Source organism: Alistipes sp. CAG:29 (assembly GCF_000435435.1).
In the GTDB taxonomy this organism is placed as follows: domain Bacteria; phylum Bacteroidota; class Bacteroidia; order Bacteroidales; family Rikenellaceae; genus Alistipes; species Alistipes onderdonkii.
The window spans coordinates 93,498-100,680 of the sequence record NZ_FR893478.1; the positions used below are offsets into that span (position 1 = coordinate 93,498).

A 7,183-nucleotide genomic window follows, 5' to 3' on the forward strand; every position below is an offset into this window, starting at 1 on the left:
AGGGAAGGCGATGTCGATATTCTTCAGCGCCTTCAATTCGGGCGTGGGTTCGGTATCGCCCGCGATGTAGATGCGCGAGCCGCCTATCGTGAGCACGTAGCCGCAGTCCTCACGCTCTTTGGGGTGGAATTGCAGATGCCCGTCGGTGGTGTTGTAGGCAGCCACGGCCTCGACTTTCAGGTAATCGCGCGGCGTGGCGACACTGCCCGGGCGCATCGTGTAGCAGTTCATTTCGAACGCCTCGGCCGATGTGCGGTCGCAGAGTATCTCGGTCTGCGGGGTCTGGATCGCTTCGACGGCCGCCACGTCCAGGTGGTCGTAGTGCGAGTGGGTGATAAGTACCACGTCGGCCTTGGGCAGGGCGGCGTAGTCGGCATAGCCGCTTACGGGATCTACGTAGATGTATTTTCCGCCGGCCTCGACCGAAAGCGAGGCGTGTCTGAAAAAGGTGATCGTGATTTGCGTACCGTCGCGCGTCGTGAGCGTGTCGGCAGGGTATTCGGGAGCTTTCTTTCCGCATCCGAAAAACGATAGGATCGACATAAGCAACAAGAGTTTTGGGTTTATGCTCAAATATTATATATTACAACGCCAATATAGTGAAAAAAAGTGAAATATTCGTACCTTTGAGCCGCAATCGAACCTGGGAAAACGTTGGGGCCGGTTTCCGGGAAGTTTTCTGTGCCGGGCCTGGCGCACCTTTTGGCGGCGATGATTTGGGGCCGGATGCCCGGTTTGCAGGATGAAAATAGAATAATTCGCACATTTTTCATGCCCGGGCGCAGTATTTTTCGAATCGGGACGTTTATAGGAATAAAGTATTATTAAAATTGTATATGATGAAAAAATTTTTGTTTGTGGCGGCGGCGGTAGTAGCGTCGATGGTTTTCACCGGGTGTATCAACGAGGACGACACCTATAAGAAGTTGCAACCGGTTGAGAAGGGGATCAACATCTACAACTGGACATCCAGCCAGTATTCCATGGCGACCGAGCAGGCCAACATCGGTCTGCGTATGGCGATGCTTGTGGCCGAAGCCCACAAGCAGGGGGTGGATAACTTCGAGGATGTGAAAATCGAAGGCATCTCCATCAAGGGCAAGTTGCTCGGCACCTCTTCGAAGATCGAAAAGACGACCACTGGCTACAAAATCACTTTCAATCCTGCATATATGGACATGGACGGCTATTCGCGCGAGGGCGCCGTGCTGATCGACACGGGCGGGGCCCCGCTGCTCGAAGATGCCGTGGCCGGAAAGGTCTGGTCGGTGACGTTCGACGAAAAACTGGTGCTGGTTGCCACCAACGGCAATACGTCGGTAAAGGCTTCGCTGGTGGGCGGTTCCACGCAGCTCTACAACGATGAAAACGGAGCCTATGCGATCAGCATTGCGAATCAGGCCTGCTACCTCGATTCGGGCAGCAATTTTACCTCGAATTGGGGCGGCCGTATGACGTTGAAGCCCCATAACATGAATTTCACCTATTCGGATTGCATGGGCGAGAAGTTCGTCGTGAACACGACGGGTGCAATTTACGGCCCTTCGTTCTATACGATGGACAATGCAACGTCTCTGGAGCTGAGCATGACGCTGACGGATGTCGAGTATTACACGAGGTCGAGCATCCGCGAAGGTAAGTTCGAGGCGATGATGACCGGCGGGTACGATTTTACGGCCTTCCCCTCTCCGAAAGTGACGGTGAAATATGCCGTAAGTGCCGACGGCAAGAAATTGCTGACGACGATCGAATATGCAGGAAATACGGTGACGATCTAATTTTGATTGTAAAAAGTAAATGCGGTGCGAAAATTCGCACCGCATTTTTATTTTCCGGGCGGCCTGTTGGCCAAGTGGCCGGTTGACTGGCGGATTGCCGGGCGGTCTGTTGTCTGGGGGGGGCGGATGGGGGGCTGTTTGTCGGGGACTTGCTCCGGTGATGTTTTGTAGGCGGTGGCTCCGGTGCTGCCCGGTCGTACCAGGGGGCGTTTTGCCGGGAGGTTGCTCCGGGGTAACCCGGATACGTGGTTGCTTTCTGTCGTTCCGTGCCCTGCCCGGGATTTATTTCCCGTCCGTTGCCTTTGTCTGGAGCTCCGCGCTTTTTGACTGCCTGTCGAGCCGCATGACCGAGGGGATGCAGAAAGCCGTGAGTCCGAGCGTGCAGATCACAAGTCCTGCGATGACGAAGGTCGTGGTGAGCCCGACCTGTTCGGCCAGGAACCCCGTACCGAGCAGTCCGATAGCCGACGGAAGCAACCCGAAGCTGTAATAGAGCGACATCACGCGCCCCAGGACACCCGCGTCGATGCGGGTCTGTACGACCGCCACGAACGATGCGTTGAAGATGCCGCCCGCGATGCCCTCGATGCACGAGAGCACGGCGAAGAGGGCGAAGGCCCCCGGCGAAAGCATACCCGACAGCGTGAACGATACGCCGACGATGAAGTTCATCAGGTTGATCAGGACGATGCGGTTGACGCGGTAGACGCGTGCGCCCATGATGGCGCCGCCGACAAGCGCTCCGCCGCCCCATACGATCTCGATGAGACTCATGTCATAGGTGCTGCCGCCGAAATGTTGCAGGGTCATCAGCGGGAACATCACGCCGACGGGCATGATGAAGAAGAGCACGAGGATCGTCAGCGTGAAGAGCCATGCCATCCCCGGTACGGCGGTGATGGCGCTGAATCCCTCGCGGAACTCCCTCCAAAGATTTGGTTTGAGTGTGCCCCGCACGGGATTGGGGATGTGTACGAACAGCAGCGAGGTGCAGGCGATGATGGCGCCGGCGACGTCCAGAAGCAGGATATTGCCGATGCCCGTGAAGCTGATGAGCACGGCGCCCAGTGCTGGGCCGATGATGTTCGACAGCGAATTGATGATCTGGTTGATGCCCGCCACCCGGGTCAGCTGGGCCTCGGGAGCCAGCAGCGGCACGGAAGCCTGCATGGATGGCGAATGGAAGGCCGATCCCACCGAGCGGCAGGCCAGCAGGATGTAGATATGCCACATCTGCGCCACGTCGAACCAGAAAAGCACGGCCAGGATGAGCGTGCAGAACGCGATGAAGCTGTCGGCCAGGATCATCGTGCGTTTGCGATCCCATCGGTCGACGTAGACCCCGACGACCGGGCCCAGCAGCGATTGGGGCAGCATACCCGCAATTGCTGCCAGCGCCAGCACCTCGGCCGAACCGGTCTCGATACTCATCCAGAAGATGATCGCGTAGCCGACGACCGAGCTGCTGAGGATCGAGGCGAGCTGCCCGCTCCAGATGATCCCGAATGTCTTTTTCCAGTTTTCCATGCTTGTTTCGCGGTGATGCCAAAAAAGGCGGACACCGAGGTGTCCGCCGCTGCAAACCCTTCCGTGAAAGGGTTTATTTAACTGCTTTAACTATTGCCTCGAATGCTTTTGGCTCGTTCATCGCCAGGTCGGCCAAAACCTTGCGGTTCAGTGCGATGCCCTTGGCGTTGAGTTTGCCGATAAATTGTGAATAGGTCATTCCCTGTGCGCGGACTGCTGCGTTGATACGCATGATCCACAGCGAGCGGAATGTCCGCTTTTTGAGCTGGCGGTGTGCATATGCATACTGCAAACCCTTTTCGACCGTGTTTTTCGCAACGGTCCAAACATTTCCCCTTGAACCAAAGTTACCTTTGGCAAGTTTCAAAACTTTTTTTCTACGTGCGCGTGATGCAACGGCGTTGACTGAACGTGGCATACTTGTAAAGTTTTTGAAGAGCTGTCAGCGACGCGGTTCTCCCGCGTTCTTTGGGGCTGATTCGCTCCGGTTAATAACTTCCGCAGGTCGATTACTTGACCAGCAGGTTCTTGATTTTGGCCTCGTCGACCGCAGAAACCGTACCCGAGTAGCAGAGGTTACGTTTCTGTTTAGTCGTCTTTTTGGTCAGGATGTGACTGTGATAAGCGTGTTTGCGCTTGATCTTTCCTGTGCCGGTGAAGGTAAAACGCTTCTTCGCAGCGGCATTGGTTTTCATTTTCGGCATTGTCGTAAATAGTTAATTAGTTAAACTTAGCCTGCAAAGATAACAAAAATTCGGCATACCGCAATCGCGGGGCTGAAAAATCTCCCTCTTTTTATTCCCGTTGCGCAATTATTGCAGGGAAACGCCGGGGGCTGTCCGCCGCCTGTGCCCCAGGTCGGTTTGCTGATCCCGATAATTTTCCGTATATTTGAATAGGTAAATCAAAAACCGCAGGACGATGGAGATGGAGTGGGATTTTATCATACGCTTGTGCGTGGCAGGCCTTTGCGGCACGGTGATCGGCCTCGACCGCGAATACCGGGTCAAGGATGCGGGTTTCCGCACCCATTTCCTGGTTGCGCTGGGCAGTGCGCTGATAATGATCGTGTCGCAGTACGGCTTCGCCGATATCCTGATGCATACAGGCGTGGGGCTCGACCCCAGCCGTATCGCTGCACAGGTGGTGAGCGGCATCGGCTTCATCGGCGCCGGTACGATCATCATCCACCGCCAGTTGGTGCGCGGGCTTACGACGGCGGCAAGCCTCTGGGCGACGGCCGGCATCGGCCTTGCGGCCGGGGCGCATATGTATGTCGTGGCTGCAGCGGCTACGGTGCTGACGCTCTTCGCGCTCGAAGTGCTTACGCTGGTCTTTGGCGGGTTGGGGCGCCGCAGGACGATGGTGGTCTTTTCGGCTACGAAGCGTGCTGCGGTCGACGAGATGTTCAACGAGTTGCAGAGCCGCGAATATGCCGTGATCTCCTATGAGGTCGAGGCACAGCGCAGCGCCGACGGCATCGTCTACCGGGCCACCCTGGTCATCCGTGCCAAGGGGAATACGGATGAAGACCGCTATGTCGACCTGCTGCGTGAGAATCCCGACATTACCATCGAACGGATCGTATGAGCCGGTCGTACAGCAGGCAGAAGCCCAGCGGCAGGGTGATTCCGACCACGGTGTAGGGTATCCACCACCAGGGCGACCCTGTGGGGATGACCGGGTGGCAGGCCAGGTAGCGGGGCGGGTAGTCGCAAACCCACATTTGAAAGAGTATCACCAGTTTGAATGCGGGGATGTGCCACAGCATGATCGCCATGGTGTGCCGTCCCGTATAGTCCAGCATCCGTGTCAGCCTGTTGCCGGTTGCCGCGAGGCGGCTTGCGGCGGTGACGAGCATGTAGCATCCTGTGCACACCAGCACGACGAAGAGCACCGGGTTGCCGAAAAGTCTCCCGCCAAGGTTGATGCGGCAGCCTGCGGCCGGCGCCCGGCGGGGGGCGCGGCGGCGGCCGCCGCGAGCGGGATGACCAGGCAGAGCGTTGCGATGCGCCCGTCCAGCGGGAGCCGCGCGCGGAAGATGCGGAAGAGTTTTCCGAGGTAGATTATCCCCGTGATGGCGAATGTCCGGACGGCGATCCACTCGCCCGGAATGCCCGACGGATGGCGGGCGAGCAGCATGGCGACCGTAAACAGGAACAGGATGGAGCCCCCGCGCAGCCGTTCCGCCACGGTCGGCGTCGGGGCGAGTTTGCGGGTTGCCAGCGTGATGCAGAAAAAGAGCATCAGCCCGAGGAACAGCCCTTGCAGAAACCAGAAGGGCGCCTGCATCTGCTCGTGGTGCAGGAACAGGAATACCCGGCCCAGCGTCCGGAGCAGCTCCGGGGTGTCGTAGGGCAGGATGGCCTCCCGGGCGGAGAAGTCATAGGCGATCAGGTGCCACTCGAGAAATCGGTTGTGCAGCAGCACGAAGAGCGTGCCCAGGACGACGTAGGGCAGGTAGAGGCGTCGGAGCTTGCGGCCTATGAAACGCCCCGGGGCGGCGGTCTGTCCGTCGTCGAAGAAATAGCCCGCGACGAAAAAGAAGACGGCCGTGTTGAAATAGTAGGTGAAGGTTTCCAGCGGTGTCAGGATCGCGGCGTGTGAAATCACCACCGCTACGATGCCGAGGGCCTTGACGATCGAGAACGCCGTGTCATGGTGGTGTGTGCCGGTGCCCATCGGTCAGAAATAACGGTGCACTTCTTCGAGGAGCTCCTCGCGTGCCATGTCGTTGGGGTTCGTGCCGGGCAGCCCTTCGGGAACCTGCTCGCCCAGTTGGTCGAACAGGTCGGCCCAGAATTGCGGCAGGGTTCCGTCCGCGGCGCGGAAGTTCATCGGCCGCGCCGTGAAAAGCGGGGTGCCGTTTTCGGCGCGGTAGCTTTCCCACACCAGTTCGCTGCAATAGAGTTTCTCCCTTCCGGGCCGGAACGAATAATCGTAGGGGACTCCGAGGAAGCTGCGCGCACGGCGGACGGCAGCCGCGATGCCGGCCGTGTCCTTCAACCGCATGGCAACTACTGCCGGCCGGCCGCCGATTTTTGCGGAGCGTCCGAGAAATTCCTCCAATAGCGTGAGCCGGACGCCGCCGTCGGTCGTGGCTTCGAGCACCGAATCCGCCCCGTTGCCTGTGACGGCGATCCCCACGTGGGAGAAATTCAGCGGCCCTTCTTCGCCCGTCGCCGCCGTGATCGCCCCGGTCATCTCCGTGTTTTTTCCGGCCTGGAAGAGCAGGTCGCCCGTGTGCAGGCGATCGCGGTTTTGGCCGCAGGAAATGGCCAGCAGAAGCATACCTATATATATTAAAGCCTGTTTCATAGTCTCCGCTGTTCGTTTTTGCAAATATATTAAAAATTTTTCACAACTAACTCGCTGACCGATAGCCGTGTGTAAAAAAGGTGGTGAAATTGTCGAAAAAAAGTCCCGGAATTATTTGGAAATAACTCCGGAATGCCCTTATCTTTGCATCCGCTTCGAGAGAGAAATACTGCTCCGGGGCGGAAAAAACAGGTTCTGAAAAATTTTGAAAAAAGTTCCAAAATCTTTTGGAGATTCGGAAAAATGACTTACCTTTGCACCTGCTTCGAATAAGAAATACGGTTCGAAACGATAAGAAAAAAGGTTCTGAAAATTTCTGAAAAAATCTTTCGAAAAGATTTGGTGGTTTCAAAAAGATGACTTATCTTTGCACCACTTTCCGCTGAAAAATCAGCGGTCGGAACAACGGGAAAAGCCGCAAGGACAGACCCGGCAAAAAGAAAGAAATTGTTCTTTATAGCAATATATTTGAACAGCGTTCTTTGAAGTATTTGAGCAGCTAAAAGTTTTCCACTCTCGCGAGAGAGTGAATTTCAAACAATACCTTTGAGATTAGAGCT

9 protein-coding genes are annotated in these 7,183 nt (G+C 56.7%); 2 read left to right on the plus strand and 7 right to left on the minus strand.

Annotation, left to right across the window (positions count from 1 at the left end):
* Positions 1 to 543 (minus strand): MBL fold metallo-hydrolase (locus QVP03_RS10080; protein ID WP_288210751.1); only part of this gene is annotated, 543 nt, incomplete at its 3' end.
* Between the two features lie 296 nt (positions 544 to 839).
* Between QVP03_RS10080 and QVP03_RS10085 the strand changes: the two genes are divergently transcribed.
* On the plus strand, positions 840 to 1,778 hold the full coding sequence (locus QVP03_RS10085; RefSeq protein ID WP_141405538.1) for a hypothetical protein: 939 nt from the start codon (positions 840 to 842) through the stop codon (positions 1,776 to 1,778).
* Between the two features lie 282 nt (positions 1,779 to 2,060).
* Here QVP03_RS10085 and QVP03_RS10090 read toward each other — a convergent pair whose 3' ends face one another.
* The 3 genes from QVP03_RS10090 to rpmI all read right to left on the minus strand — a co-directional run bounded on the left by QVP03_RS10090 (position 2,061) and on the right by rpmI (position 4,009).
* Positions 2,061 to 3,305 carry an MFS transporter gene (locus QVP03_RS10090; RefSeq protein ID WP_022333331.1) on the minus strand — a complete coding sequence of 415 codons (1,245 nt, stop codon included), beginning with the start codon at positions 3,303 to 3,305 and terminating at the stop codon, positions 2,061 to 2,063.
* 73 nt (positions 3,306 to 3,378) lie between these two features.
* Positions 3,379 to 3,723 carry a 50S ribosomal protein L20 gene (gene rplT, locus QVP03_RS10095; protein WP_022333332.1) on the minus strand — a complete coding sequence of 115 codons (345 nt, stop codon included), beginning with the start codon at positions 3,721 to 3,723 and terminating at the stop codon, positions 3,379 to 3,381.
* 91 nt (positions 3,724 to 3,814) lie between these two features.
* On the minus strand, positions 3,815 to 4,009 hold the full coding sequence (rpmI, locus tag QVP03_RS10100) for a 50S ribosomal protein L35 (protein WP_022333333.1): 195 nt from the start codon (positions 4,007 to 4,009) through the stop codon (positions 3,815 to 3,817).
* A 217-nt stretch (positions 4,010 to 4,226) separates the two neighbouring features.
* On the opposite strand from rpmI, the gene QVP03_RS10105 reads away from it, so the two are divergent.
* Complete coding sequence (locus QVP03_RS10105) at positions 4,227 to 4,895, plus strand: MgtC/SapB family protein (protein WP_022333334.1); 669 nt, start codon at positions 4,227 to 4,229, stop codon at positions 4,893 to 4,895.
* Here QVP03_RS10105 and QVP03_RS10110 read toward each other — a convergent pair.
* The 3 genes from QVP03_RS10110 to QVP03_RS10120 are packed head-to-tail and all read right to left on the minus strand — an operon-like array spanning position 4,873 to position 6,623.
* Positions 4,873 to 5,112, minus strand: a complete 240-nt coding sequence (locus QVP03_RS10110) for a hypothetical protein (protein ID WP_288210752.1) — start codon at positions 5,110 to 5,112, stop codon at positions 4,873 to 4,875. The genes QVP03_RS10105 and QVP03_RS10110 overlap by 23 nt on opposite strands.
* Before the next feature lie 5 nt (positions 5,113 to 5,117).
* Complete coding sequence (locus tag QVP03_RS10115) at positions 5,118 to 5,987, minus strand: acyltransferase family protein (protein ID WP_022333336.1); 870 nt, start codon at positions 5,985 to 5,987, stop codon at positions 5,118 to 5,120.
* Positions 5,988 to 5,990: 3 nt separating this feature from the next.
* Positions 5,991 to 6,623 carry a YiiX/YebB-like N1pC/P60 family cysteine hydrolase gene (locus QVP03_RS10120; RefSeq protein WP_022333337.1) on the minus strand — a complete coding sequence of 211 codons (633 nt, stop codon included), beginning with the start codon at positions 6,621 to 6,623 and terminating at the stop codon, positions 5,991 to 5,993.
* Positions 6,624 to 7,183: the final 560 nt, after the last annotated feature.

Excerpts from the sequence above, each read along its gene's own strand:
- QVP03_RS10085 (WP_141405538.1), top strand. The coding sequence starts at position 840 with ATGAAAAAATTTTTGTTTGTGGCGGCGGCGGTAGTAGCGTCGATGGTT.
- QVP03_RS10090 (WP_022333331.1), bottom strand. The coding sequence starts at position 3,305 with ATGGAAAACTGGAAAAAGACATTCGGGATCATCTGGAGCGGGCAGCTC.
- rplT (WP_022333332.1), bottom strand. The coding sequence starts at position 3,723 with ATGCCACGTTCAGTCAACGCCGTTGCATCACGCGCACGTAGAAAAAAA.
- rpmI (WP_022333333.1), bottom strand. The coding sequence starts at position 4,009 with ATGCCGAAAATGAAAACCAATGCCGCTGCGAAGAAGCGTTTTACCTTC.
- QVP03_RS10105 (WP_022333334.1), top strand. The coding sequence starts at position 4,227 with ATGGAGATGGAGTGGGATTTTATCATACGCTTGTGCGTGGCAGGCCTT.
- QVP03_RS10110 (WP_288210752.1), bottom strand. The coding sequence starts at position 5,112 with ATGCTGGACTATACGGGACGGCACACCATGGCGATCATGCTGTGGCAC.
- QVP03_RS10115 (WP_022333336.1), bottom strand. The coding sequence starts at position 5,987 with ATGGGCACCGGCACACACCACCATGACACGGCGTTCTCGATCGTCAAG.
- QVP03_RS10120 (WP_022333337.1), bottom strand. The coding sequence starts at position 6,623 with ATGAAACAGGCTTTAATATATATAGGTATGCTTCTGCTGGCCATTTCC.